The organism is Achromobacter sp. ACM03 (genome assembly GCF_014851665.1).
Classification (GTDB): Bacteria; Pseudomonadota; Gammaproteobacteria; order Burkholderiales; family Burkholderiaceae_B; genus Achromobacter; species Achromobacter aegrifaciens.
The window spans coordinates 574,511-600,822 of record NZ_JACVAD010000003.1 but is presented as its reverse complement, the minus strand read 5'-3'; the positions used below and the strand labels follow the sequence as shown (position 1 = coordinate 600,822).

20 protein-coding genes are annotated in these 26,312 nt (G+C 66.8%); 10 read left to right on the top strand and 10 right to left on the bottom strand.

Features of this window, described 5'->3' with window-relative positions:
* Positions 1-349 precede the first annotated feature (349 nt).
* The 4 genes from IB257_RS18475 to IB257_RS18460 all read left to right on the top strand — a co-directional run bounded on the left by IB257_RS18475 (position 350) and on the right by IB257_RS18460 (position 6,557).
* Positions 350-1,537: an efflux RND transporter periplasmic adaptor subunit gene (locus tag IB257_RS18475; RefSeq protein ID WP_054457433.1), complete on the top strand. Its 1,188-nt coding sequence runs from the start codon at positions 350-352 to the stop codon at positions 1,535-1,537.
* 1 nt (position 1,538) lies between these two features.
* Positions 1,539-3,497 carry a MacB family efflux pump subunit gene (locus IB257_RS18470; RefSeq protein WP_054457614.1) on the top strand — a complete coding sequence of 653 codons (1,959 nt, stop codon included), beginning with the start codon at positions 1,539-1,541 and terminating at the stop codon, positions 3,495-3,497.
* Positions 3,498-3,502: 5 nt separating this feature from the next.
* Positions 3,503-4,942 carry an efflux transporter outer membrane subunit gene (locus IB257_RS18465; protein ID WP_175159402.1) on the top strand — a complete coding sequence of 480 codons (1,440 nt, stop codon included), beginning with the start codon at positions 3,503-3,505 and terminating at the stop codon, positions 4,940-4,942.
* A gap of 784 nt (positions 4,943-5,726) precedes the next feature.
* Positions 5,727-6,557, top strand: coding sequence for a ThiF family adenylyltransferase (locus IB257_RS18460; protein WP_192492655.1), 831 nt, complete (start codon positions 5,727-5,729; stop codon positions 6,555-6,557).
* 8 nt (positions 6,558-6,565) lie between these two features.
* Here the strand turns inward: IB257_RS18460 and IB257_RS18455 are convergent, their stop codons facing one another.
* From IB257_RS18455 to IB257_RS18445, 3 genes are read right to left on the bottom strand one after another with little or no spacing between them, the layout of a single operon-like run.
* The gene (locus tag IB257_RS18455; protein WP_054457428.1) at positions 6,566-6,877 is read right to left on the bottom strand and encodes a non-heme iron oxygenase ferredoxin subunit; all 312 of its coding nucleotides are present in this window, start codon (positions 6,875-6,877) and stop codon (positions 6,566-6,568) included.
* A gap of 17 nt (positions 6,878-6,894) precedes the next feature.
* Positions 6,895-7,368 carry a nuclear transport factor 2 family protein gene (locus tag IB257_RS18450; RefSeq protein ID WP_054457426.1) on the bottom strand — a complete coding sequence of 158 codons (474 nt, stop codon included), beginning with the start codon at positions 7,366-7,368 and terminating at the stop codon, positions 6,895-6,897.
* A gap of 2 nt (positions 7,369-7,370) precedes the next feature.
* Positions 7,371-8,630, bottom strand: a complete 1,260-nt coding sequence (locus IB257_RS18445; RefSeq protein ID WP_054457613.1) for an aromatic ring-hydroxylating dioxygenase subunit alpha — start codon at positions 8,628-8,630, stop codon at positions 7,371-7,373.
* A gap of 210 nt (positions 8,631-8,840) precedes the next feature.
* On the opposite strand from IB257_RS18445, the gene IB257_RS18440 reads away from it, so the two are divergent.
* Positions 8,841-9,743 carry a LysR family transcriptional regulator gene (locus tag IB257_RS18440; RefSeq protein WP_054457424.1) on the top strand — a complete coding sequence of 301 codons (903 nt, stop codon included), beginning with the start codon at positions 8,841-8,843 and terminating at the stop codon, positions 9,741-9,743.
* Here IB257_RS18440 and IB257_RS18435 read toward each other — a convergent pair.
* The 3 genes from IB257_RS18435 to uvrA all read right to left on the bottom strand — a co-directional run bounded on the left by IB257_RS18435 (position 9,740) and on the right by uvrA (position 17,373).
* Complete coding sequence (locus IB257_RS18435) at positions 9,740-10,372, bottom strand: aminotransferase class IV family protein (RefSeq protein ID WP_054457422.1); 633 nt, start codon at positions 10,370-10,372, stop codon at positions 9,740-9,742. The two genes, IB257_RS18440 and IB257_RS18435, sit on opposite strands and share 4 nt — an antisense overlap.
* 96 nt (positions 10,373-10,468) lie before the next feature.
* Positions 10,469-11,605, bottom strand: a complete 1,137-nt coding sequence (locus IB257_RS18430; protein ID WP_175213825.1) for an aminodeoxychorismate synthase component I — start codon at positions 11,603-11,605, stop codon at positions 10,469-10,471.
* Between the two features lie 5 nt (positions 11,606-11,610).
* Positions 11,611-17,373, bottom strand: coding sequence for an excinuclease ABC subunit UvrA (uvrA, locus tag IB257_RS18425; RefSeq protein WP_054457418.1), 5,763 nt, complete (start codon positions 17,371-17,373; stop codon positions 11,611-11,613).
* Positions 17,374-17,615: 242 nt separating this feature from the next.
* On the opposite strand from uvrA, the gene IB257_RS18420 reads away from it, so the two are divergent.
* The 4 genes from IB257_RS18420 to IB257_RS31725 all read left to right on the top strand — a co-directional run bounded on the left by IB257_RS18420 (position 17,616) and on the right by IB257_RS31725 (position 20,356).
* A complete protein-coding gene (locus tag IB257_RS18420; protein ID WP_175213826.1) occupies positions 17,616-18,401 on the top strand; it encodes an IclR family transcriptional regulator in 786 nt (261 codons plus the stop codon).
* A 22-nt stretch (positions 18,402-18,423) separates the two neighbouring features.
* Positions 18,424-19,074 carry a bifunctional 4-hydroxy-2-oxoglutarate aldolase/2-dehydro-3-deoxy-phosphogluconate aldolase gene (locus IB257_RS18415; protein WP_175181116.1) on the top strand — a complete coding sequence of 217 codons (651 nt, stop codon included), beginning with the start codon at positions 18,424-18,426 and terminating at the stop codon, positions 19,072-19,074.
* Complete coding sequence (locus IB257_RS18410) at positions 19,067-19,999, top strand: sugar kinase (RefSeq protein ID WP_175181117.1); 933 nt, start codon at positions 19,067-19,069, stop codon at positions 19,997-19,999. The genes IB257_RS18415 and IB257_RS18410 overlap by 8 nt, the downstream gene beginning before the upstream one ends.
* 228 nt (positions 20,000-20,227) lie before the next feature.
* Positions 20,228-20,356, top strand: a complete 129-nt coding sequence (locus IB257_RS31725) for a hypothetical protein (RefSeq protein WP_255423380.1) — start codon at positions 20,228-20,230, stop codon at positions 20,354-20,356.
* 89 nt (positions 20,357-20,445) lie between these two features.
* Here IB257_RS31725 and IB257_RS18405 read toward each other — a convergent pair whose 3' ends face one another.
* On the bottom strand, positions 20,446-21,414 hold the full coding sequence (locus tag IB257_RS18405; protein WP_119449706.1) for a LysR family transcriptional regulator: 969 nt from the start codon (positions 21,412-21,414) through the stop codon (positions 20,446-20,448).
* A gap of 224 nt (positions 21,415-21,638) precedes the next feature.
* Between IB257_RS18405 and IB257_RS18400 the strand changes: the two genes are divergently transcribed.
* Positions 21,639-22,574 carry a glycosyltransferase family A protein gene (locus IB257_RS18400; protein WP_054457409.1) on the top strand — a complete coding sequence of 312 codons (936 nt, stop codon included), beginning with the start codon at positions 21,639-21,641 and terminating at the stop codon, positions 22,572-22,574.
* Positions 22,575-22,618: 44 nt separating this feature from the next.
* Here IB257_RS18400 and IB257_RS18395 read toward each other — a convergent pair whose 3' ends face one another.
* Genes IB257_RS18395 through IB257_RS18385 form a run of 3 tightly spaced genes read right to left on the bottom strand, consistent with a single transcriptional unit; the run spans position 22,619 to position 26,198 of the window.
* Positions 22,619-23,368, bottom strand: coding sequence for an ABC transporter ATP-binding protein (locus tag IB257_RS18395; RefSeq protein WP_192354653.1), 750 nt, complete (start codon positions 23,366-23,368; stop codon positions 22,619-22,621).
* On the bottom strand, positions 23,368-25,161 hold the full coding sequence (locus IB257_RS18390; RefSeq protein WP_054457407.1) for an ATP-binding cassette domain-containing protein: 1,794 nt from the start codon (positions 25,159-25,161) through the stop codon (positions 23,368-23,370). The genes IB257_RS18395 and IB257_RS18390 overlap by 1 nt, the downstream gene beginning before the upstream one ends.
* The gene (locus IB257_RS18385) at positions 25,158-26,198 is read right to left on the bottom strand and encodes a branched-chain amino acid ABC transporter permease (RefSeq protein WP_119449705.1); all 1,041 of its coding nucleotides are present in this window, start codon (positions 26,196-26,198) and stop codon (positions 25,158-25,160) included. Before IB257_RS18385 ends, IB257_RS18390 begins: the two co-directional genes overlap by 4 nt.
* Positions 26,199-26,312 lie beyond the last annotated feature (114 nt).

Genomic DNA, 26,312 nt, shown 5'->3' with positions numbered 1-26,312 from the left:
TTGCAGCGCCGCAAACGTATTTTGGCGCCAATCGCATGATGGCGGCTATCTAGGGGCGAAGTCGCATGCTTATGGCGCAAGATGGCGGCACGTTCGCCGCATCTGCGTGCGAGGGCTTGCGTGGGTGACGGACAAAGCGTTGTATCGTTCATGCAACGGAACAATCACGCGGACCTTGACGTTCCGTTCCGCTTTACTGTTTTTCACCGTTTCGCCACAGATCGTCGATGGTTCGGACGCACTAGACGTTTAGGATGTGCAGGCAGCGTGGGCAAGCCTCCCCTTGTCCGGTCCGCAATTCGCAATACCGGCGCTGGCTCGATTTCCAGCGCCACATCCGACAGGTTCAATGAAAAAGTCTCGCAGCAAGTTCAAGCGCTACGCCCTGATCGCCGTTTTTCTGCTTTTAGCCGGTTTCGGCGTGCGCGCCGCATTCTTTTCCGCGCCGCCGCCGCCCACTTTCGCGGTGGCCGAGGTCACCCGGGCCGACCTTGAAGACAGCGTGCTGGCCAGCGGTACCATCGACGCCATCGAACGCGTCAGCGTCGGCGCCCAGGCTACCGGCCAGCTCAAATCCCTGAAGGTGGCGCTGGGCGACCGCGTCAAAAAGGGCCAGTTGGTCGCCGAGATCGACGACATGACCCAGCAGAACGAGCTGCGCAACGCCGAGGCCGCCTTGCAGACCCGGCGCGCCGAGCGGGCCGCCAAGGTCGCCACGCTGAAGCAGGCCGAGCTGGCCTTCCGCCGTCAGCGGCAGATGCTGGCGGCCGACGCCAGTTCGCGCGAGGCCTACGAGAGCGCCGAGGCTACGCTGGGCGTGACCCGCGCCGAAATCGCCTCGCTGGATGCACAGATCGCGCAGGCCGAGATCCAGGTCGACACCGCCCGGGTCAACCTGGGCTATACGCGCATCGTCTCGCCCATCGATGGCATGGTGGTCGCGGTGGTGACCAAGGAAGGACAGACCGTCAACTCGATCCAGAGCGCGCCCACCATCATCAAGGTGGCCCAGGTGGACACCATGACCATCAAGGCGCAGATCTCGGAAGCCGACGTGACCCGCGTGAAGCCCGGCCTGCCGGTGTACTTCACCATCCTGGGCGAACCCGACGAGCGTTACCGCGCCGCCCTGCGCGCCGTGGAGCCGGCGCCGGATTCGGTGCAGAAGGACGACGCGGCGTCTTCGCTTACCGGATCGACCAGCGGCAGCTCCACCACCGCCGCCGTCTACTACAACGGCCTGTTCGACGTGCCCAATCCGGACGAGAAGCTGCGCATCTCCATGACCGCCCAGGTCTTCATCGTGCTGGGGGAGGCCAAGAACACGGTCGTGGTGCCGGCCTCGGCGCTGGGCAAGCGCGGCGAGGACGGCCGCTACGCCGTGCGCGTGGTCCTGAAGGACAACAAGACCGAAACGCGCCAGGTCAGGATAGGCATGAACAACAACGTCCAGGCGCAGGTGCTGGAAGGGCTGGAGGTGGGCGAGCGCGTCGTGTCGGCGGATGCCGCGCCGGCCGCGGCTGCGCCGGGGGCCTGACATGAGCGGGCCTTTGATATCGCTCACGGGCGTGCGCCGCGAGTTTCCCGCGGGCGAACAGACCATCGCGGTGCTGAAGGACGTCAACCTGGCTATCGAGGCCGGCGAGATGGTGGCGATCGTGGGTGCGTCCGGGTCGGGCAAGTCCACGCTCATGAACATCCTGGGCTGCCTGGATCGCCCCACCCGCGGCGAGTACCGGGTCGACGGGCGCAGCACGGGCGAGCTGGACCCGGACGAACTGGCCGAGCTGCGCCGCGAGCACTTCGGCTTCATCTTCCAGCGCTACCACCTGCTGTCCGATCTGACCGCGCAGGGCAACGTCGAGGTGCCGGCCGTCTACGCCGGCAAGCGGCGCGAGGCGCGCCTGGAACGCGCCGATGAACTGCTCAAGCGGCTGGGATTGGGCGACAGGTCCGGGCACCGGCCCGGCCAACTGTCCGGCGGCCAGCAGCAGCGCGTCAGCATCGCGCGGGCGCTGATGAACGGCGGCGACATCATCCTGGCCGACGAGCCGACCGGCGCGCTGGATACGCACACCGGCCAGGAAGTGCTGCGCATCCTGGAAGAACTGAACGCGGCCGGCCACACCATCATCATCGTCACGCACGATATGAATGTGGCGCGCCACGCCCAGCGCATCATCGAGATCAGCGACGGCGAGATCGTCGCCGACAAGCGCAATCCCGACGCGCCGCGGCGCGAACGCGTCAAGGAAGATGCGCCGGCGCTGGCCGCGCGGCCTGTGTGGCAGGCCTACCTGGACCGTTGCCGCGAGGCTTTGCGCATGGCGTTGCTGGCGATGAATGCGCACCGGCTGCGCACCTCGCTGACGATGCTGGGCATCATCATCGGCATCGCGGCCGTGGTGTCGGTGGTGGCGCTGGGTGAAGGCTCGCGCCGCAAGATCCTGGACGACATCAGCGAGATCGGCACCAACACGGTGGAGATCTTTCCGGGCAAGGACTTCGGCGACGAGAAGGCCGTCAATATCCGCACCCTGGTGCCGGCCGACGCCGACGCCCTGGCGCGCGAATCCTATGTGGACAGCGTTACGCCGGAAGTCTCCACCAGCAACACGCTGCGCTATCGCAACGTGTCGGTGACCGGCGTGATCCAGGGCGTGGGCGAGCAATATTTCCGCGTGCGCGCCATCAAGCTGGCCCAGGGCAAGTTCTTCGACGAGACCAGCGTGCTGCGGCGTGCGCAGGAAGTGGTGATCGATGACGCCACCCGGCGCAAGCTGTTCGGCTCGCATACCGAGCCCATCGGGCAGGTGGTATTCCTGGGGTCGATGCCGGCGCGCGTGATCGGGGTGACGCAAAAGAAAGAAACCGTCTTCGGCAGCAATGATTCGTTGAACGTGTGGGTCCCCTACACCACGGCGCTGTCGCGCGTGCTGGGGCAGCAGCATCTGAAAAGCATCACAGTGCGCGTCAATGACGCCTCGCCGCCCGCCGCGGCGGAGCAGGCCATCGTGCGCGTGCTGACGCGGCGTCACGTGACCAAGGATTTCTTCGTGTTCAACACGGACGCGATCCGCAAGACCATCGAACGCACCACCGCCACCATGACGCTGCTGGTGTCCATGATTGCCCTGATCTCGCTGATGGTGGGCGGCATCGGCGTCATGAACATCATGCTGGTGTCGGTGACCGAGCGCACCCGCGAGATCGGCGTGCGCATGGCGGTGGGGGCGCGGCGCAGCGACATCATGCAGCAGTTCCTGATCGAAGCGGTGCTGGTGTGCCTGATAGGCGGCGCCATCGGCATCGTGCTGTCCCTGGGGCTGGGCGTGCTGGTGTCCAAGGCCACGGGCGGGTCGTTCCAGATGATCTATTCCACGACATCGATGGTGGCGGCGTTCAGCTGCTCGACGCTGATCGGTGTGCTTTTTGGCTATTTGCCGGCGCGCAATGCCGCGCGCCTGGATCCCGTCGAGGCCCTGGCCCGGGAATGAGGAAGATGAAAGCGGTTTCCCTGATCTGCAAACCTGCCGCCCTGGCGCTGCTGCTGGCCCTGGCCGGCTGCGGCAGCCTGCTGCACACCGACTACGAGCCGCCGCTGACGTCCATTCCAGCCGCCTGGACCCATGCGCCCGCAGGCGACTTCCAGGCCGGGCCGCTGGCCGATGGCGGCCAGTGGTGGCGCAATTTCAACGACCCGACGCTCAACGGCCTGGTCGACGCCGCGCTGGCGCGCAACAACAACCTGGCCGCCGCCGCGATCCGCGTGCGCCGGGCGCAGTACCAGGCTGGAATCACCGAGGACAAGCTGCTGCCGCAACTGGGCGGCAACGCCAATGTGACGCGCAACCGCAATCTGTACGGAGATCGCGCGATCTCTCGGACCAACGCGGCGGAGTTGACTGTCAGCTACGAAGTGGACCTGTGGGGCAAGCTGTCCAGCCAGCGCGACGCGGCGCAGTGGGATGCGCTGGCGACCGAGCAGGACCGCCAGAGTGCCGCGCTGTCCCTGGTGGGCACCACGGCCACGCTGTACTGGCAGACCGCCTTCATCAACCAGCGTATTGCCAGCAGCGCCGAGAGCATCGCGTACGCACGCAGGACGCAGGACCTGGTGCGCGCCCAATACGCGGCGGGCGGCGCGTCGGCGCTGGAAATGGCCGAGGCTGAACAGACCGTGGCCAGCCAGGAAGCCGCTCATACGCTGCTGGTGCAGCAACGGGTGGAATACGCCAACGCCCTGACCATCCTGTTCGACGGCCCGCCGGACCGCATGATGGCCGACCCGGCGCGATTGCCGGGCTATCCCTTGCCGCAAGCGCGCGCCGGCGTGCCGGCCGACCTGCTGGGCCGCCGTCCCGACTTGCGCGCCGCCGAGCTGCGCCTGCGCCAGTCCCTGTCCACCGTCGACGCAACCCGCGCCAGCTTCTACCCGCCGTTGACGCTGACCGGCGCCTTGGGAAGTTCGAGCCCCACGTTGTCCGATGTCCTGAAGAACCCGGTGGGCTCGCTGGGGGCGGCGCTGACGCTGCCGTTCCTGCAATGGAACCAGATGCAGCTCAACATCAAGATCTCCAAGGCCGACTACGAAGAGCGGGTGGTGAATTTCCGGCAGGCGCTGTACCAGGCGATGGCGGACGTGGAAAACGCGCTGTCCAATCGCACGCAACTGCGCTTGCAGGCAGAGCAGCTGGACGCGTCTCTGCGCGCGGCGCGCGAGGCCGAGCGTCTGTACGAAGTGCGCTACCGGGCGGGGGCGGTGCCGTTGAAGGACTGGCTGGACGCGCAGGAGAAGCGGCGGGTGGCTGAGGTTTCTCGGGATGAGAATATGTTGAATCGGTTGGTGAATCAGGTGACGGTTTATCAGGCGCTCGGGGGGGATGATGTTGTTGGCGGTGGTGCTGCTGAGTCTGCTGCTGGCGCAGCGGCGGGTTCTTAATCCGTCTGGCGCGTCGGTGCGCTGGGGCGCGCGGGGCAACGATTGCGGTCCGGAGCGTTCGCTCCGGACTTCCCCGTCGTCATCGTCGTCCAGGCCTTCGGCCTTCCCTTCCGATTCCCTCGGGCTTATCGACGCCCCACGCGCCCCAGCGCACCGACGCGCCAGACTCCGCTTTTGAAACTTGGCGTCAGCTGGGGTGACTGGTCTTCGTAGGATTCTCGCCGACGGTGGGGGTTGGGCGATGGTCTTGCGGGGCCCGCCCCAGGCCGGCCGCCCGGGCGGCCTTTTGGGGCTTACGCGGCGTCTTGCGATTGGTGATGCCGCTGTGCGCTGATGATGATCTGCGCTTGAGCAGGAATCGTTGCTGGGCGACGGATTGCATATGAGTGCATGCCTGCACCCGCGCGCAGCGCCATCCGTACAACTGACTGCAACCATATGCCAAAGAAGGCCGCCCGCGCGGCCGTCTTTGGCGTCCCCGCAAGATCTTTCTCTCTTCCTCGTCGGGGAGAAGAACGCCAAGCACACCACCCGTCCCAGCGACCGGCAAGATTCAATCAGCAGAGCCTGGCGCGGCGGCGCCTGGGGTGGCGCGGGGCGTCGATAAGCCCGAGGGAATCCGAAGGAACCGCCGGAGGCGGTGACGAGGATGACGCAGGGGAAGTCCGGAGCGAACGCTCCGGACCGCAATCGTTGCCCCGCGCCACCCCGGGCGCCGCCGTGCCAGGCGTCTCAAGAACCAGCACCCGTCCCCCAACACCCGCCTGCAATAAAATACGCCCTCATGAACACCCCAGAACCCCAAGCCGACCTCGACCGCCGCTTCGGCAGTCTTTCCCGCCTCTACGGCCCCGAAGCCCCGACCCGCCTGCGCAACGCCCATGTGGCAATAGCAGGCCTGGGCGGCGTGGGTTCCTGGACCGTCGAAGCCCTGGCGCGCTGCGGGGTCGGCGCGTTGACGCTCATCGACCTGGACCACATCGCCGAATCCAACGTCAATCGGCAGATCCACGCTTTGACCGAGACGCTGGGCCAATCCAAGGTCGATGCCATGGCCGAGCGCGTGCTGGCGATCAATCCGGAATGCCGGCTGACGCGGGTGGATGACTTCGTTTCGCCCGAGAACGTCGCCCAGGTCCTGTCCGGCCCGTATTCGGTCATCATCGACTGCACCGACCAGGCCGCGGCGAAGATCGCGATGATCCTGCATGCGCGCGAAATCGGCGTGCCCATGCTGTTGTGCGGCGGCGCTGGAGGCAAGACCGATCCGCTGGCCCTGCGCGCCGGCGACCTGTCGGCTGCGGTCAACGATGCACTGTTGTCCAAGCTGCGCAACAAGCTGCGCCGCGAACACGGCTTTCCGCGAGCTTCCGATCAGAACGGCAAAGCACTGAAGCGCGTGCCGAAGATGGGCATCCATGCCCTATGGTTCGACCAGCCCGCCATCCTGCCCGACGCCTGGACTCGCCCCACGGAAGGCGAGGACGACATGGGCGCTTCGGGCCAGACCCTGGCGCCGCAAGGCCTGTCCTGCGCCGGCTATGGCTCGGTCGTGACCGTCACGGCCGCCATGGGCATGGCGGCCGCCAACGAGGCGCTGCGCCTCGCGGTCTGACAAAGACGCTACAACGCCACGAACACCACGCCGTCCTCGATCCTGACCGGATAGGCGGCAATGTTCTCGCGCAGCGGCGAACAGAGCGCGCGCCCGTCGCGCACGTCGAAGCGCCCCTGATGCAGCGGACATTCGATCTCATGCCCCTCCAGAAAACCGTCGCACAGCCGCGCATTGCCGTGCGTACAGAGATTGGCGGTGGCGTAGACCTCGCCGTCCACGCCATACAGCGCGATCTCGCGGCCGCCGGCCTGCACGGCGATGACGTCGTCTTCAGGCACCTCGTCCCGCGCGATGGCCTTGATCCATTGCGTGCTCATTGCTGTCGTGTCCTTTCTCAGATGGGGTAGATAAGCGAATTCGGCACCAGCTCGCTGTCGAAGATGCAGAGCCGCGATTCGAACTTGAGCCCGTCGGGGCCGCGCCGGACCACGTCCAGATAACGGCCCACGTTGAACACCGTGGTCAGTTGGCTGGGCTTGGTGCGGAACACGGCGTAGTTGGCCTCGGACTCGATGCGGTCGCCCTGTACCGACAGCACTCGCGGCGCGCCCACCACGTGGCGCTGGTAGTAGGGATCGTGGAAGATGGTGTCGGTGGCGCCGTAGATGCGGTCCTTCAGCATGCCGCGGCTTTCGAAGGACATGGTTGCCAGCGGATAGCCGCGCTCGTGGTTCTCGCGCGGCAGCACCTTGTACACGCAGTCTTCCAGGAAAAACTCGGGCCACTTTTCCCATTGTTCCGCGTCCAGCGCGGCGGCGTAGTCGTTGTACAGGCAGGTCAGTTGGTAGTAGAGCGGAAAGTCCAGCATCGTCAGGCCTCCATGACCCGACGCCAATACGCGTACATGCCGCGGATCAGCGTTTCCGTGACCATGTGGTCGGTGTTTTCGGCGGTCTTGCCGCCCAGTTCCGCCACGCTGCGGTGCCAGGGCTTCTGTTCGAAGCCGGATTGCGAGAACTCGATGACCTCGCCGTCGTCCGCCGACACGAAGCCCGCCGGGCCGAACAGATTGGCCTGGCGCAGCCGGCGGCGCGTCATCTCGGGCGTGTCGTCGGCGAAACCGAAGTGCGTCCAGACGAAGTCGAAGGCGTCGTGGCCCACCGGCTGGATGTGGCGCGTGGACAGCGAGTTCACCTGCTGCTGGATGATGACGCTGGGAAACAGCGTCATCAGCACGGCGGTGGGGCCGTTCCACCAGGGCTCCGGCACGATGTCGAGAAAGCGGTCGTCGTTCAGCGACATCTGCTCCTTGAAGCTGGACACGCCGCTGGTCACGCTGCCCTTGCCGCCCTGGCCGCGCGTCGAGATCATGGCGGCGTGGCGCAAGTGCCGGTCCATCTTCAGCTCGGAGCGGTTGTCGGCCCGCCACAGGCCGAAGGTGACGAACCAGGTGTGCAGCAGGCCCGGATGATACGGATCCTTGATGTTTTCCTGCATCAGCTTCCAGTTGCCGGGGATGCGCTGGCGGCTGTAGCCGTGGATCACCAGTTCGCGGCCGTCGAAGACGCGGTCGAAATAATGCAGGATGTCCGGCCCCAGATAATCCTCCAGCGGCTCGACGTCGTGGTCGAACGAGGCGAACACCACGCCGTTGCGGCAGGCCACGGCCAGCTTGGTCAGGCCGTGCTCTTGCGGGTTGAAGTCGGGCGGCATGCCGCCGTTGACCTTGCCGTCCTGCTTGACGCCGCGGCGGAACGGCACGCCGATCAGATTGCCCTGCAGGTCGTAGTTCCACTGGTGGTACGGACAGACGAATTCGCTGCGGTTGCCCGAACGTTCGCGGCAGAACTGCACGCCGCGGTGGGCGCACACGTTTTCCACCACGCGCACCTGGCCGTCGTTGTCGCGCAGCAAGATGACAGAGCGTTCGCCCACCGCAGTGCGCTTGAAGTCGCCCGGGTTCGGGATCTCGGCTTCCAGGCCCACGTAGCTCCAGTGCGCGCGGTAGAAGAACCGCTCCATTTCGCGCTGATGCAGGGCGGCGTCGGTGTAGACGCCGAAGGGGATGCGGTGGGATCCGTCGTCCTGCCAGCGCGGGGCGAATTGGATGGGCTGCTCGGGGGCGTTCATGATCCGCTCCGGCGACAGGGCGCGGCGGCGGACAGCGTACAGGTACGCATGGCGTGTCTCCTTGGTTCGGCGGACCGCGGGCGCGATCCAGCAGAGCCGGCGCGGCATGGGCGCTGGCGTTTTTTGCATCATCGGGCAGAAGGTGAAATAAATAAATAGAATCTGCTTGATGAGATAAATCACCAGAATCAATATTGGTGGAGACAGCCCATGAACCTGCAAGACGTGGACCTGAACCTGCTGGTCGTCTTCAACGAACTGCGCAAGCACGGCCGGGTGTCGGCCGTGGCCGAGAGCCTGGGCATCTCGCAGCCGGGCGTCAGCAATGCGCTGGGCCGGTTGCGCAAGCTGTTGGGCGACGAGCTATTCCTGCGGACCTCGCGCGGCATGGTGCCCACGCCCTACGCGCAGGATCTGGCGCAGCCCATCGCCGCCGCGCTGGAGGCGCTGCACAGCACCCTGAACGCGCGCGCCGCGTTCGACCCCGCGCATAGCGGTCGTGCCTTCGTGATCGGCGTGAACGACGTGGGCGAGACCTATTTCCTGCCGCGGCTGATGCGCGCGCTGGACCGCGCCGCGCCCGGCGTCACGGTGCGCACCGTGCGCACCACCTCGATCGACGTGAAGGACGAGATGGAGCGCGGCCGCATCGATCTGGCCATGGGCTTCCTGCCCGATTTGAAGAGCGGCTTCTTCCAGCGGCTGCTGTTCCGCCAGCCCTATGTGTGCATCTTCCGCCGCGACCATCCGCTGGCGCGCACCGGGGTCTCGGCGCGGCAGTTCCGCGCGGCCGAGCACGTGGCCATCGCCTCGGAAGGCACCGGCCACGGCGTGGTCGACCAGGTGATAGGGCAGGCCGGCATCCGGCGGCGCCTGCGCCTGACGGTGCCGCACTTCATTGCGGTGGGGCCGGTGCTGGCCGCCACCGACATGATTGCCGTGGTGCCGCAGCGCTTTGCCGACTGCGCCTGCGGTCCGTTCGGCCTGGCAACTGCGCCCTGTCCGGTGAAGATCCCGGAGTCCGTCATCAACGTGTTCTGGCACGCCCGCAACCACCGAGAGCCCGCCAACCAGTGGCTGCGGCAGGTGGTGGTCGACGAGTTTGCGGATTAAGTGTCGCGCAGCGTTACCGGAAACCAGCCGCGCAGCGCATTGGACAGGCGGATTTCCTCGGCGGCATGCAGGTCGGCCAGGGTCAGGACGCGTTCTTCCACCTTGCCCGTTTCGAGCAGTTCGGCGCGCTGCACGCCGGGCAGGCAGCCGCTGTCCACGGGCGGCGTGTACCAGTCGCCATCCAGGCGCAGATAAACGTTGCTGCGGCTGCCTTCGCAGAGTTCGCCGCGCTCATTCAGGTAGAGCAGATCGAAGATGTGCGGATGCGACGGCAGCCATTCGATGGTCTTGGTGTACCAGGGGCGGTAGGTGGTCTTGTAGCGCAGCAGCGGTTCGGATGAACGCAGCGCTTCGGGCGCCAGCATGGCTTCCTGTGCGGGTTGCAGGGGTGGCAGCGGCGCGGTCTGGATGTTGCGGCTGCCGTCGCGCGCCACCAGCAGGCGCAGCCTGTGCGGCCCCGGCGTGGCTAGGCCCAGGGCGGTGATCATGATGTCGGCTTCGACGGCCCGGCCTCCCCAGCCGTAGCCCAGGGCCTTGCAGGACGCTTCCAGACGCTTGAGGTGGCGCCCCAGCAGCGGCACGCGTCGTTCGGCATCGACCAGGATGGTCTCGATCAGTTCGGGTTGCATGGGACTCTCCTGGCGTAAAGGCGCGCTGCGGCCGCGCTCTATCCTACTACCGATGGCGGCCGGCGCGCAGGGGCGCCGGACATCCGGACTGTGGCCTCAGGCCCGCAAGATCCGGGCCTTCCAATGGCATTCCTGCCATTCCTCGGCCGGGTCGGAATCGTGCACGATGCCGCCGCCCACGCTATAGATGCCGTGGCCGGCGTGGTCCAGGACCAGGGTGCGGATGGCGACGTTCAGCGAGAAGTCGCCGTCCGGCGCCAGCCAGCCGATGCTGCCACAATACAGGCCGCGCGGCGCTGTTTCCATCTGGCGGATGCGGCGCATGGCCGCGACCTTGGGGGCGCCGGTAATGGAGCCGCAGGGAAACAGCGCGCGCAGCACCTCTTCCAGCGAGGCGTGCGGCGCCAGCGCCGACACTGTGGACGTCATGGTCCAGACGGTGGGATAGCGCTCCAGCGAGAACAGCGCGTCGACCCGCACCGAGCCCGGCTCGGCCAGCCGGCCCAGATCGTTGCGCAGCAGGTCCACGATCATCAGGTTTTCGGCGCGGTTTTTTTCGCTGGCCAGCAGCGCCTGGCCCAGCCGTTCGTCCTCGGCCGGATCGGGGGCGCGCGGGGCCGTGCCCTTCATCGGGCGCGTGGTCAGGCGCGGGCCGTCGCGGCGCACGAACAGTTCGGGCGAAAACGACAGCACCGTGCGTTCGCCGTCCTGGATGAACGCGCCGTGCGCCACCGGGTTGCGGGCGGCGATGCGCCGGTACAGGGTGGCCGCGTCGCCCTGGAATTGCAGGTCCAGCGGCTGGGTGTAGTTCACCTGATACAGCTCGCCGTCGCCGATCAGGCCGCGGATGGCTTCAATCTGGCGCACGTAGTCGACCTCGGTCATGCGCGGCGCGGGCAGGCTGATGGCGGCTGGCGCGCTGCCTGCATCCGGCGCGTCCCAGGGCGCTTCGTCGTGCTTGCTTTCGAATGCAAGCGCCGTCAGGCGTGGCCTGGCGTCGTCGCGCGGCGGCGTCCAGGGGCCGGCGGGCGGCGCCAATGCGGCTTCGGGCAACAGCCATTCGCCCAGTTCGTAGTCCAGCAACAGGGCGATCCAGCGCCCCTGCTGCCGCTGCGCCTCGATGGCGGCCAGGGCCGGGGCGACCTCGGTGGCGCAGCGCGCCTCGATCCGCGAGCACAAGCCCTCGAATCGCAGCGCGCGGCCCGCCAGCCGGTCTTCAAAGCGACATTCCATGCTTCTTACTGCTGTTGATGTGCCAGGAATTCCTTCAGGACCCGCCCGGTATGGGAATGGTCGCTCAGGGTCATGACGTGTTCGGGCGAGCCTTCGCCCACCAGCTTGCCGCCGCCCGTGCCGCCTTCGGGGCCCAGGTCCAGCAGCCAGTCGGCTTCGGCGATCACGTCCAGGTTGTGCTCGATCACCACCACAGTATTGCCGGCTTCCACCAGCCGGTGCAGCACGTGGATCAGCTTTTCCACATCGGCCATCGACAAGCCGACGGTGGGCTCGTCCAGCACGTACAGCGTATGCGGGATGCGCGAGGCGCGGCCAGTCTTGATCAGACCGTCGGTGAGACGGGCCTTGGACAGCTCGGTCACCAGCTTGATGCGCTGTGCTTCGCCGCCTGACAGCGTGGGGGAGGGCTGCCCCAGCGTCAGGTAGCCCAGACCCACGTCCTGCATCAGCTGCAGGGGACGATGGATCTTGGGATGCGCGGCGAAGTAGCCGATGGCGTCGTCCACTTCCATGGCCAGCAGTTCGCCGGCGTTCTTGCCGCGCATCTGCACGCTGAGGGTGTCGTTGTTGAAGCGCGCGCCGTTGCAGGCGTCGCAAGGCACCTTCACGTCCGGCAGGAAGTTCATCTCGATGGTGCGCATGCCCTGGCCTTCGCAGATCGGGCAGCGGCCGTCGCCGGTGTTGAACGAGAAGCGCGCCGCGGTCCAGCCGCGCATGCGCGATTCCCGGGTGTCGGCGAACTGCTTGCGCACGTCGTCCCAGAAACCCACGTAGGTGGCCGGGCAGGAGCGCGGCGTTTTGCCGATAGGGGTCTGGTCCACTTCCAGCACGCGGTCGATGGCTTCCCAGCCCTTGATGCTGTCGCAGCCGGCCCAGCCCGGCGCCTTGCCTTGCGACACGGCCTGCATCAGGTTGTCCAGCAGCACTTCGCGCGCCAGCGTGGACTTGCCCGAGCCCGACACGCCGGTCACCACGCTCAGGCGGCCGACCGGGATCTTCGCGTCCACGCTGCGCAGGTTGTGCAGGCGCGCACCCTTGATCTCGATCATGGGCGTGTCGGCCTCGACCGGCCGGCGGCCTTGCAGAGGATGCTGCAAGGGCTTGGCCAGGTAGCGGCCAGTGACCGATTCGGGCGCTTCGATCAGGTCCTGCGCGCTGCCCTGGGCCACCACGCGGCCGCCGCGGATGCCCGCGCCCGGACCGATGTCGATGATGTGCGAGGCGCGGCGGATGGTGTCGTCGTCGTGCTCCACCACCACCAGCGTGTTGCCGTTGCCTTCCAGGCGCGCCAGCGCGTCCAGCAGGATGCGGTTGTCGCGCGGATGCAGGCCGATGGTCGGCTCGTCCAGCACGTAGCAGACGCCCTGCAGGTTGGAGCCCAGCTGCGCCGCCAGGCGGATGCGCTGCGCTTCGCCGCCGGACAGCGTCGGCGCGGCCCGGTCCAGCGCCAGGTAGTTCAGGCCCACTTCCTGCATGAAGTTCAGGCGTCCGCGGATTTCCGTGAGAATGTCGCGGGCGATCTCGCCTTCGCGGCCGCGCGCCACCAGTCCGGTGAAGAAGGTATGCGCGTCCGACACCGGCAGCGAGGCGAGTTCGGCGATGGACTTGTCGCGCCAGCGCACGGCGCGGGCCACGCGATTCAGGCGGTCGCCATCGCACTGGGTGCAGACCTTGGCCTCTCCTTCGTACCACGCGTTCCAGGCGGTTTCCTCGCCGGTCTGCTCTTCATCGAAGCCTTGCAGCTGCAGGCCGGTGCCGTAGCAGCCCGTGCACCAGCCATGCTTGGAGTTGTACGAGAACAGGCGCGGATCCGGTTCGGGGAAGCTCGTGCCGCAGGACGGGCAGGCGCGCTTGACCGAGAAGTGCTGCTGCTGCAGGTCGCTGTCCAGTGCCTCGTGCAGCTTGTTCACAGGCCAGACCACGGACATCACGCCCTGGCCGTTTTCCAGCGCGTTCTTGACCGCCGCGCGCAGCTCGGCCTCGTTGGCCGGATCCACGACCACGTCCGCGATCGGCAGTTCGATGGTGTGTTCCTTGTAGCGGTCCAGGCGCGGCCACGGGGCCACGGGAATGAACTCGCCGTCCACGCGCAGGTGCGAGTGGCCCTTGGATCCGGCCCATTTGGCCAGGTCCGTGTAGTAACCCTTGCGGGCCGTGACCAGCGGCGCCAGCAGGCCGATGTGCACGCCCTTGTGCTCGCGCAGCAGACGCGCCACGATCTGGTCGGTGTTCTGCGGCTCCACCGCCACGTTGCAATCCGGGCAGTATTGCGTGCCCAGCTTGACGTACAAGAGGCGCAGGAAGTGATGGATTTCAGTCATCGTTGCCACGGTGGACTTGCGTCCGCCGCGGCTGGTGCGCTGCTCGATGGCGACCGTGGGCGGGATGCCGAAGATGGCGTCCACGTCCGGCTTGCCGGCCGGCTGCACGATGGCGCGGGCGTAGGCGTTGAGCGATTCCAGGTAGCGGCGCTGCCCTTCGTTGAACAGGATGTCGAAGGCCAGCGTGGACTTGCCCGAACCGGACACGCCGGTGATGACGGTGAACTTGTCGCGCGGGATTTCCACGCTTACGTTCTTCAGGTTGTGTTCGCGCGCATTGCGGATTTCGATCGCCATATTGGCCTGGCGGCGCTCGCGCATCAGGGACTGCAATGGGCGGCCGACGTCCGCGTTGTAGGTTTCGCCGGGCTCGGCGATGCGGGCCGTCAGGCCGGCCTGCTCGACTTCCTGCGCGTCGGCGTCGGTGCTTACCACCACGTCGGCCGGCAGGATGCTGACTTCGTAGTCGCGCAGGGCGGCGCCCGTATGCGACTTGGGGTTGTCCATCAGGTCCTGTGGCGTGCCGGTGCCGATGACCAGGCCGCCGGCGTCGCCGCCTTCGGGGCCCAGGTCGATCAGCCAGTCCGCCGCGCGGATCACGTCCAGGTTGTGCTCGATCACCAGCAGCGTGTGGCCGGCGGCCAGCAACTTGCGGAACGCGCGCATCAGCCGCGCCACATCGTCGAAGTGCAGGCCGGTGGTGGGCTCGTCGAACAGGAACAGGCTGCCCTTCTTGGCGACCTTGGCGGTGGAGATGCCGCTGCGCGCGGCTTCGGCCAGGTGGCCGGCCAGCTTCAGGCGCTGAGCCTCGCCGCCCGACAGGGTGGGCACGGGCTGGCCCAGCCGCACGTATTCCAGGCCCACGTCGGCCAGCGGCGCCAGGCCCGTCTGCACGTCGCGCAGGCCCTTGAAGAAGTCCAGCGCCTCGCTGACCGTCATCTCCAGCACTTCATCGATGGACGCGCTCTTGCCCAGATGCTCGACGCGCACTTCCAGCACTTCCGGGCGGAAACGCTTGCCGTCGCAGTCCGGGCAGCGCAGGTACACGTCCGACAGGAACTGCATTTCCACGTGTTCGAAGCCGGTGCCGCCGCAGGTGGGGCAGCGGCCGTCGCCGCCGTTGAAGCTGAACGTGCCGGCCGTGTAGGCGCGCTCGCGCGCCAGCGGTGCCTGGGCGAACAGCTTGCGGATCGCGTCGAACGCGCCCACGTAGCTGGCCGGGTTGGAGCGCGCGGTCTTGCCGATAGGGGTCTGGTCCACCATGACCACATCGGCGATCTGTTCGGCGCCCAGCAGGCGCTCGAAGGCGCCCGGCGCTTCCGATGGCTTGCCCTTCTGCTTGAGCAGGGCGGGGTAGAGCACGTCCTGCACCAGCGTGGACTTGCCCGAGCCGGACACGCCGGTCACGCAGACCAGGCGGCCCAGCGGCAGCTCGACGGAGACGTTCTTCAGGTTGTGCGCGCTGACGCCTTCCAGCAGCAGGCGCGGCGTGTTCGCCGCCACCGGCATGGGGCGCGGCGCTTCCACGCGCTGGCGGCCGCCCAGGTAGTCGCCCGTCAGCGTGCGCGCCGAGCGCAGCTGGGCCGGCGTACCGTCGAAGACGATCTGGCCGCCGCGTTCGCCGGGGCCGGGGCCGATGTCGATGATGCGGTCCGCGGCGACCATGACCTGCGGATCGTGCTCCACCACCACCAGCGTGTTGCCGGCGTTGCGTAGCCGGTGCATGACTTCGACGACGCGGTGCATGTCGCGCGGGTGCAGGCCGATGGAGGGTTCGTCCAGCACGAACAGGGTGTTTACCAGCGAGGTGCCCAGCGCCGTGGTCAGGTTGATGCGCTGCACTTCGCCGCCAGAAAGCGTTCGGCTCTGGCGGTCCAGCGTCAGGTAGCCCAGGCCCACGTCGCACAGGAACTTGAGGCGCGCGCGCACCTCGGTCATGAGCAAGTCGGTGGCGGCGTCCAGCGCGCCTGAGAACGACAGCGTGTCGAAGAAGGTCCGCACCCGTTCGATGGGCAGCAGCATCACGTCATGGATGGACAGGCCGCCCAGGTTGTCGAGCTGCTCGCGGCTCCAGTTGGCGCTCACCGGCATGAAGCGCTTGTAGCGGCCGTCTTCCGGCGGCAGCACGGTGTCGGCTTCTTCCTTGGTGCCCAGGCGCCAGAGCAGCGCGTCGGGCTTGAGGCGCGCGCCATTGCAGGTGGGGCAGGGCGTGTAGCTGCGGTACTTGGACAGCAGCACGCGCACGTGCATCTTGTAGGCCTTGGTTTCCAGCCAGTCGAAGAAGCGCTGCACGCCATACCACTGGTGCTTCCAGGCGTCGTTGCCGCCCTTCCAGTCGGGAGTGCCATAGAGCACCCAGCGCTTGTGCTCTTCGCTCATCTTTTTCCAGGGCACGCCCAGCGGCACGCCGGCCTTGGGCGCGTATTTCTGAAGTTCGTCCTGGCATTCCTTGTACGACGGCGTGGTCCAGGGCTTGATGGCGCCTTCCAGCAGGGTCTTGTTTTCGTCCGGAATGACCAGGCCGAAATCGATGCCGATCACGCGGCCGAAGCCGCGGCAGGCCTCGCATGCGCCCAGGGGCGAGTTGAACGAGAAGCTGCTGGGCAGGGGATCGGTGTATTCGATGTCGCAGTCGGCGCAATGCAGGCGGTCGCTGTACTTCCAGATGTGGGCGTTGCCGCCCTCGGCGTCCATGACGTACACGGCCAGGTGGCCGGCGCCCATGCGCAGCGCCGTGTCCAGCGCTTCCATGACGCGTTCGCGTTCGGTGCCGGCGAAGCGGAAGCGGTCCTGCACCACGTGCAGGATGCGGCGTGATTCAGTGCTGCCTTTTGCGGCCTTGGCCTTCTTGGCGCCCTTGGCCGGGGCGGCTGCGCGCGGCGCGGCGTTTTCCTCGGCGTGCACGCGGGTGTAGCCCTGCTGCTCCAGGAAGCCGCGCACTTCCTCTTCGGTGAAGTTGGCGGGAACGGCAATGGGAAAAGTCACCACCAGCCGCGGATCGCCGGCGGCGGCGGCGCGTTCGGCCAGCGAGTGGTACACGGAATCCGGCGTGTCGCGCCGCACCACCTTGCCGCACCCGCGGCAATACAGTTTGGCGCCGCGCGCGAACAACAGCTTCAGGTGGTCGTTCAGTTCCGTCATCGTGCCGACCGTGCTGCGCGAGCTGCGCACCGGATTGGTCTGGTCGATGGCGATGGCGGGCAGGATGCCTTCGATGCGGTCCACCTGCGGCTTGTCCATGCGGTCCAGGAACTGGCGCGCATAGGGCGAGAAAGTTTCCACATAACGCCGCTGCCCCTCGGCGTACAGGGTGTCAAAGGCCAGCGAACTTTTGCCGGACCCCGACACGCCGGTCACGACGACGAGTTCGCCGGTGGCGATGGTCAGGTCCAGGTTCTTGAGATTGTTCTGGCGGGCGCCAACGATGCGAATTTGGGAGCTCATGGACGGTATCGTAGCCTGAGGGGAGAGGCCTGCCCGAGCGACAACCCATCGCTGGTTCCGAGCGCGGCGATATGGAATAATTGACTATATTGTGAGTCATGAGTCCAATATATGGACAAAACAAGAGCTCACTAGCTGTACAAATAAACAGTATCGCAGATTCGTCTGAAATTCGCGCTGTCGGCGTTGCACGTTCTGCAGATTCACTGCTAAAGGCATATGGCCATTAGCTGGAGACAAACTTGCTGGAAACCAAGGTCCCGGGCGCCGCGGCGTTCGCCAAATTCATGACGGTGCTGCAGGCGGTGGCGGATGCGCCCCAGCCGCCCACGGCCGCGTCGTTGGCGCGCAGCTGCGGCTATCCCCGGCCCACCGTCTACCGCATCGTCGCGGCGCTGGCCGAACAAGGCATGGTGGCCGAAACCGGCGGCGCCTACCGCCTGGGGCCGCGCCTGATGTCGCTGGCCAGCCGGGCCTGGTCGCAGTTCGACCTGCGCGCGGCGCTGGCGCCCGACCTGCAGGCCTTGCGCGATGAAACCGGCGAAACCGTGCACCTGGCCGTGCCTGCCGGACACGAGATGACCTATATCGACAAGCTGGAAAGCCCCGGTCCGGTGCGCATGGCCTCGCGCGTCGGGGCCAGCGTGGCGCTGCATTCCAGCGCGGTCGGCAAGGCTTACCTGGCGGCGCTGGATCCAGCCTCGCGGGAACGCCTCTTGCGCGAATTGCCGCTGACTGCCCGCATGCCCGGCACCGTGACCAGCCTGCCCGAACTGCGCGCCGTGCTGGACGCGGCCGCCGCCCGCGGCTACGCCACGGACGACGAGGAAAACGAAGCTGGCATCGTCTGCTACGGCGTAGCCTTGTGCGACGCGGCCGGACGGCCCATCGCGGGCGTCAGCGTCAGTACCCTGCTGTTCCGGCGGCGCGAAGACCCGCAAGCCGCCTATATCGAACCCTTGCTGCGGCTGCGCGATGCCGCCGCGGCCAAACTCGCCGTCCTGCCGGTATCGCCCGGCGGCGCCTGACCGTCTGCCCCCAAGGAATGCCATGACCGCAACCGCTGCCCCTCTTGCCTCCAAGCTCTCCACCCTCCTGGCCTCCCGGGTCGTCCCCGTGCTGCGCTACACGGACGCCGCCACCGCCGCCTATGCGGCCGAAGTCGCGGTGGCCGCCGGCTGCACCACGCTGGAACTGACCTGGACCATCCCCGGCGTCACCGACCTGCTGCGGGCGCTGCGAGACAAGCACGGCAGCGCGCTGCTGCTGGGCGTGGGCACGGTGCTGGACGAGCACCACGCGCGCGAGGCCTTGGTCGCGGGCGCGGACTTCCTAGTGTCGCCAGCGCTGGCCACCGACATCGTCGACCTGGCGCATGCGGCCGACGCGCTCTGCCTGCTGGGCGCCTTTACCCCCACCGAAGTGCTGGCGGCGCGCCGCGCGGGCGTGGACGTGGTGAAGATATTCCCCGCAGACACCGGCGGCCCCAAGCACCTGGCCGCGCTCAAGTCGGTGTATCCGGATACCATTTTCTGCCCCACGGGCGGCGTCACCCAGGACAACATGGGCTCGTACTTCGCTGCCGGCGCCGCCATCGTCGGCATCGGCAGCAATCTCTATGACAAGGCGGCCTTCGCTGCCCGCGACACCGCCGCGCTGGTGGCGCAGATCGTTCGCACCCGGGAGGCCGCCCATGGCTGATTTCGATATCGTCGCGTTGGGCGAGCCGCTGGTCGAACTGAACCAGACGCATCAGGACCAGCGCCAGTATCTGCAGGGCTTTGGCGGCGACACCTCCAACGCCGTCATCGCAGCCGCGCGGCAGGGCGCAAGCTGCGCCTATCTGACGCGTGTCGGCAACGACGCCTTTGGCCAGCAGTTCCTGGACTTGTGGCAGACCGAGGGCGTGGATACGTCAGGCGTGCAGGTGGATGAGCAGGCTCACACCGGCTTGTACTTCGTTCAGCACGGCCCCGACGGCCATGCCTTCAGTTACCTGCGCCGCGGCTCGGCCGCCAGCCTGATGACGCCGGCCAGCCTGGACTCGGGCCTGATCGAACGCGCCCGCTACCTGCACGTGTCGGGCATCAGCCTGGCGATCAGCACCAGCGCCTGCGACACCGTGTTCGCTGCCATCGAGCGCGCGCACGCGGCCGGCGTCCAGGTCAGCCTGGATTCGAACTTGCGGCTGCGCCTGTGGCCGGTGGACCGCGCCCGCGCCGTGCTGCGCGAAACCATGCGCACGGCCGACCTGTTCCTGCCCAGCATGGACGATATGCAGCATCTCACTGGCAACGACGATCCGGAACGCACGCTGGACTGGATCCGCGATGCCGGCGCCACCGGCGTGGTGGTGCTGAAGCTGGGCAAGGACGGCTCCATCATTGACGACGGCCAGCGCCGCGTACCCGTGGCCGCCTTGCGCGTGGATGCGGTGGACGCGACCGGCGCGGGCGACTGCTTCGCCGGCAGCCTGTTGGCGCGCCGTTGCCTGGGAGACTCCTGGGAAGACGCCGTGCGTTACGCCAATGCCGCGGCGGCCTTGTCCACGCTGGGCTATGGCGCGGTGGATCCGCTGCCGCGCAAGGAACAGGTGCTGGAGCGGCTGAAGAGCCTTTCCGGCTGATTGCAGGAGGGGGCCTGGACGGGTGCGGGCGCCTATTCCGGCTGACCGGGCGGCGTTCCGTCCCGCATTTGAGTGCTTCAGGCGCGAACGTGGCGGAAACACCGCATTTTTGCGTCGCTGGCGCCGTCAGGGCATTTCAGGCTAAAATGCCAAGTTACCCGAATTTTCCGCCAGCCCAGTTTCCGGTTGTGCGGGCAACATTTCCGCAAATTCAACAGGAGAATCAACATGGCTGAACGCAAACGCGTGCGTCGCAACACCCTGGAACGTCGTTGCCTGGGCAAGGCTTTCAAGCGCTTGTTCGTCACGTCGCCCAAGGGCGTTTTCAAGATGCTGGAAAAGATCAAGCGCGTCTAAGTGACGCGTCCGGCCGCAGCCCAGGCTCGGCCAGATCAAAAAAACCGCTCGGTGCGCCGAGCGGTTTTTTTTGTCCTGCGGGGGCCAGCCTATTTCTTGTCTTGGGGCGGACCGAGCTTGGGCCGGATGAAGTCCATGAAGGCCCGGGTCTTGGCCGGCTGGATGCTGGACGGATACACCACGTAGATCGAGATCGGATCCACCGACCAACCTGGCAGCACCCGCTTGAGCGAATTGCGCTTGATGATGGGCTCCAGCGCCAGGCAATGCGGCATGCGCGTGATCGCCAGATCCAGGCCCGCCAGGGTGCCCGCGATGCTCATGTTGTTGGCCGCCAGGTGGCCGCTGACCGGCACGCGTTCGCTGACCGCGCCGCGGCGCAGCGTCCAGTGCGAATGCGCCTCGTCGATGGTGGTGCGCAGGCACTGGTGCTGGGTGAGATCCGCCGGCGTCTTGGGCTCGCCGTAGCGTTCCAGGTAGCGGTCGGAGGCATACAGGTAGTTGTTCAGGGAGACCAGCTCCTGCACGACCGCCCCGCTGTGCATGCCCCGGTTGCCATTCAGATCGGCGGCGCTGGCCGACGCCAGCGGGTAATCCGCATTGCTGCCAAAGCGCAGCACGATGTCGAACGGCGTGCCTTGCGCGTCGGAGGCCGTCATCATGCTCAGGTCGAACTCGCATTCCACTTCCGGATAGCGGTCGGTGAAATCATTGATGGTTTCTGGCAACAGCCAGATCGCCAGGCTGTAGGGCATGGATACCCGGAGGTTGCCGGACGGGCCGCCGGACAGGGATTGCAGCTGCTCGTGCGCCAACCTGGCTTCGTCGATCAGGCCCTGGCAGCGCCGCATATAGGCCGCGCCGGCTTCGGTGAGGTCGAGGCGGCGCGTGTTGCGGTTGATCAACCGCAGGCCGATGGCGCGCTCCAACTCGTTGATGCGGCGCGATAAAGTCGAGGTCGGCATGTTCAGCGCGCGCGCCGCCAGGCTGAAGCTCTTGCGCTTGGCAACCTCCACGAACAAGGCGATGTCATTGAGCTGGACGGTCGAAGCTTCCATAGGCATTCCGGTTTTGGCCGCCCGAGTGTACGCCACTACGGAGTGCGTCCCAAGGCAACTACGGCTTCGCGAAGTCCCGCGAATTGCAGTTTTTGTCAGATTTGATTGCAAATTTGAGGCCGACGGGGCCGGTACGCGCGAGCATATCCCCTAAACTTCAGGCGAAAACACCAAAACCAAGACCGCAGCGCTTGCTCGACGCATCGCAAAGGGGCTCAGTGGGCATGACCGACACACCAACTTTATTCACTGTTTTAACGCCCACCTACAATCGGGCGGGCACGCTGCACCGGGTATATGAATCCCTTTCCCGGCAGACTTTCCGGGATTTCGAATGGGTCGTGGTGGACGACGGTTCCACCGACAACACCCACGAATCGATCCTGGACTGGCAGGCGCGCGCCGATTTTCCCATCCGTTATTTCTGGCAGAACAACCGCCACAAGAAAACCGCCTTCAACCGTGGCGTGCGCGAGGCGCGCGGCGAACTCATCGTCGCGCTGGACAGCGACGACGAAATGCCGCCCGATGCCCTGGCCACATTCAAGGAGGCCTGGGACAGCATTCCGCCGGCGCGGCGCGAATCCTACGTGGCCGTAACGGGCCTGTGTGCGCGTCCCGATGGCAGCATCGTCGGCGACCGCTATCCGCAGGACGTGTTCGACAGCACGGCGGTGGATGTCTATTTCCGCTATCGCATCAAAGGCGAGAAATTCGGCTGTATGCGCACCGACATTCTCAGGAAGTATCCCTTCCCCGAGGATGTCGCGGGCTTTGTGCCCGAAAGCCTGGTGTGGTGGGCGATTGCGCGGGCGGGGTATCTCAGCCGCTTCATCAACCGCGTGGTGCGGACTTACCACGACACGCCCGGCGGCCTGAGCCAGGGCGCGGTTTCCGTGGGCAACAATGCCCAAGGCCTGTACCTGCTGGCCTGGGACGTGTTGCAGCATCACCTGGAATTCTTCCGCTACCGGCCGCGCGAATTCATCATGGCCGCGATCCGCTACACGCGCTTTCGGCTGCATCTGAAGCATTCCGGCGTGCCGACGGCGGTGCAAGCCTACAAGCTGACCAATCCCATGGCGAAGTTCATGGTCGCGGCCCTGTGGCCGCTGGGCTATGCCATGTACCGCCGCGACAGACGCCGCGGCGTGGCCTGAAGCCTGCCAAGCTGGCAGGCCCTTGGCAGGCTTCTGCCGGCGTTTCAGGCGGGCGTTGAGGCAGCGGCTCCGTGCCCCAGTCCCAGATACACCTCGACCACGCGCGGGTCTTCCGCCACCTGGGCGGCCGGGCCTTCCAGCGTGACGGCACCTGTTTCCAGCACATAGGCATAGTCCGCCACCTGCAGCGCGGCGCGGGCGTTCTGTTCGATCAGCAGGATGGACACGCCCATCTCGCGCAAGCGCGTGACGATGCGGAACACTTCGCGCACGATGCGCGGCGCCAGGCCCAGGCTGGGCTCGTCCAGCATCAGGAGCTTGGGCTTGGCCATCAGCGCGCGGCCCACCGCCAGCATCTGGCGTTCGCCGCCGGATAGCGTGCCGGACAGCTGGGCGCGGCGCTCCTTCAAGCGCGGAAACAGTTCATAGACCTCGGCCAGCGTCTGGTCCTGGTCGCGCAGGCCGCTGCGGAAGCGGTGGAACGCGCCCAGCATCAGATTGTCTTCCACCGTCATCTCGGCGAACAGCTCGCGCTTCTCAGGCACCAGGTTCATGCCGGCCGCCACCATTTCCTCGATCTCGGCATGCTCCTGGACCTTGCCGCCAAAGACGATCCGGCCGCTGGACGGCAGCACGCCCATGATGGCAGACAGCAAGGTGGTCTTGCCGGCGCCGTTGGGGCCGATCACGGTCACGATCTGGCCTTCGCCTACTTCCAGGCTGACGCCCGAGACGGCCTCGACCTTGTCGTAGGCCACGCGCAGGTCGCGCACTTCCAGCAGTTTCGCGCTCATCATTCCACTCCGCCCAGATAGGCTTCAAGCACCGCGGGGTTGTTCTGGATCTCGGCGGGGAGGCCTTCGGCGATCTTTTCGCCGAAGTCCATGACCACCACGCGGTCCACCAAGCCCATCACGAAGTCCATGTCGTGCTCCACCAGCAGGATGGCCATGCCTTCGGCGCGCAGCTTCTTCAGCAATTCGGCCAGCTCGCATTTTTCCTGGTAGCGCAGGCCGGCGGCGGGCTCGTCCAGCAGCAGGATGCAGGGGTCGGACGCCAGCGCGCGGGCGATTTCCAGGATGCGCTGCTGTCCCAGGGCCAGCGAGCCAGCCTCGTCGTGCAGATGCTTGCCCAGGCCCACGCGCTCGACCTGGCGGGCGGCTTCGGCCAGCAGGCGCGCTTCCTCGGCGCGGTCCAGCCGCCAGGCGGCAGGCAGCACGCCGCGATGGCCGCGCAGATGGGCGCCGATGGCCACGTTCTCCAGCACGCTCATGCGGCCCAGCAGGCGCACGTGCTGGAAGGTGCGCGACAGGCCCAGCCGCGCGATGCGGCGCGCGCCGACGCCGGCCACGGAATGGCCCAGCAGCGTCACCGTGCCGGAAGTCGGCGTGTCCACGCCCGAGATCTGGTTGAACATGGTGCTCTTGCCCGCGCCGTTGGGCCCGATCAGCGCCAGGATTTCGCCTGCGCGGATTTCCAGGTTCATGGCGTTGTTGGCGACCAGGCCGCCGAACTTGCGGGTCACGTCCACGGCCTTGAGCACCACCTCGCCGCGCGGCGGCATGGGCTTGCGCGGCAGCGGCTCGGCGTTCATGTCCAGCTTGCGCTGTTGCTTCTTCACCGGCACGCAGCGCGTCAGCACCGGCCACAGGCCGCTGCGGGCGCGGTGCAGCAGCAGCACCATGCCGAAGCCGAATACGATCACCTCGAAGTTGCCGGTCTGGCCCAGCAGTTTGGGCATCCAGTCCTGCAGCCATTGCTTGAGCACGGTGAAGACGCCCGCGCCGACCAGCGCGCCCCAGACCTGTCCCGCGCCGCCGATGACGGTCATGAACAGGTACTCGATGCCCATCTGCAGGCCGAAGGGGTTGGGGTTCACGAAGCGCTGCATGTGCGCGTACAGCCAGCCCGAGGCGCAGGCCTGCAGCGCGGCGATGATGAAGATCACCATGCGCGAGCGCGCAGTATCCACGCCCATCGATTCGGCCATCACGCGGCCGCCCTTGAGCGCCCGGATGGCGCGGCCCTCGCGCGAATCCAGCAGGTTCTGCGTGGACCATACGGCCACCAGCAGGAAGGCCCAGATCAGGTAGTAGATGTTGTCGCCCTGGTTCAGCGTCCAGCCGAACAGATTGATGGCGGGAATGTCCGGGATGCCGGTGTGGCCGCCCAGGCCCTCCACCGAGCCGAAGACGAAGTACAGCGACAGGCCCCAGGCGATGGTGCCCAGTGGCAGGAAATGCCCCGACAGCTTCAGCGTGATCGCGCCCAGCAGGTAAGCGATGACCAGCGTGAGCAACAGCCCCGCCAGCAGGGTCAGCCAGGGCGATGCGCCCAGCCATGCCAGCCAGGACGGCAGCGTGTCCGCGCGGGTGGTCAGCAACGCCGTGGTGTAGGCGCCCACGCCCACGAACGCGGCCTGCCCGAAACTCGTCAGTCCGCCGACGCCGGTCAGCAGCACCAGGCCCAGCGCCACCATGGCGTACAGGCCGATGTAGTTCAGCAAGGTGACGTAGAACGGCGGCAGCGCCAGCGGCGCCAGGGCCAGCAGCGCCAGGAATGCGAAGAGGATGTGGCGCGGGTTCATTCGTCTTCTTCCTCGACGTGATGGCTTTTCAGTGAACGCCAGAGCAGCACGGGGATGATCAGCGTGAACACAATGATTTCTTTGTAGGCGCTGGCCCAGAACGAGGAGAAGGCTTCGATCAGGCCGACCAGGATGGCGCCGGCCGCTGCCAGCGGATAGCTCACCAGGCCGCCGATGATGGCGCCCACGAAGCCCTTCAGGCTGACCATGAAGCCGGAGTCGAAGTACATGGTGGTGATGGGCGCAATCAGGATGCCCGACACCGTGCCGATCAGCGCGGCCAGGAAGAACGTGGCCTTGCCGGCGAAGATCGGCGAAATGCCCATCAGCCGCGCGCCCAGCCGGTTGAAGGCGGCTGCGCGCAGGGCCTTGCCGTACATCGAGCGTTCAAAGAACTGGTAGAGCACGACGATGAGCAAGGCCGACACCGCCACCACCCATAGCGCCTGGCTGTTGACGTTCAACGGCCCCAGCGCCAGGCTGGCGTCGCTGAAGGGCGCCGTGCGCGCGCCTTCCGCGCCGAAGGCCAGCAGCCCCAGGCCCACCAGCGCCAGGTGCACGGCAATGGAGACGATCAGCAGCACCAGCGTCGAGGCCGACGCGATGGGCTGGTAGAACAAGCGGTACAGCTGCGGTCCCATCGGCACCAGCAGCAGCAGCGTCAGCAGCGCCTGCGCCGCCATCGGCAGCTGGGCCAGCGGCAGGTTGTAGAACAGCGCGGCCAGCACCAGCGGATAGGCCACCTTGACCGCCATGCGCCAGACGCCGCGGTTGCGTCCGGGGCGCTTGCGCCGCGCCAGCAGATCGGCGCCGACCTCGGCCAGCGCGAAGGCAAACAGCAGCCACACCAGCAGCACCGGCTTGCCGGCCTGCAACGCGGCCATGGTGAGCGCGCCGAACGCGACGAACTCGCCTTGCGGGATGAACAGCACGCGGGTGACGGTAAAGACCAGCAGGATGGACAAGGCCAGCAGCGCATAGATGGCGCCGTTGGTGATGCCGTCCTGCCCGAGTATCAGGGCAATCTGAGCATTCATGCGAAATTCCGGGTAAGACAGACAAGCACGCCAGGCACCTCATTCCCCATCCGCGCGCCCACGGAGCAAACTCTGCGCATCCTCGGGATGCCGCGGAGCCGGCTTTGCCGGTCC